Here is a 260-nt window from a genome sequence, read left to right on the forward strand (position 1 = left end):
CATGATCGGCCGGCCTCTTCACACAAAAAAGGATGGGGCCTTGCCCATCCTTTTGCCTATCGTTCAACCGGCTGTGTGTCAGTTGCCGTGATTCCGCGGTGCTTGTCCCGCAAATCCTGCTCGATCTCTTCCAGACTTTTTCCTTTTGTTTCTGTTACTTTAAAGAAGACGAACAGGAAGGCCGCGATTCCAATGGCCGCATAGCACAGAAACAGGTAACTGATGCCCATCGCTTCCATGAGGACCGGAAAACTCAAAGT

At 50.8% G+C, this 260-nt stretch carries 1 protein-coding gene; it reads right to left on the minus strand.

From position 1 onward, the window contains the following. Positions 1–56 precede the first annotated feature (56 nt). Positions 57–260, minus strand: a 204-nt coding sequence (locus B0E34_RS22750; RefSeq protein ID WP_165762964.1) for an MFS transporter, incomplete at its 5' end; no start/stop codon positions are given.

Origin of the sequence: Chryseobacterium mucoviscidosis (genome assembly GCF_002177115.1) — a bacterium.
GTDB classification, from domain to species: domain Bacteria; phylum Bacteroidota; class Bacteroidia; order Flavobacteriales; family Weeksellaceae; genus Chryseobacterium; species Chryseobacterium mucoviscidosis.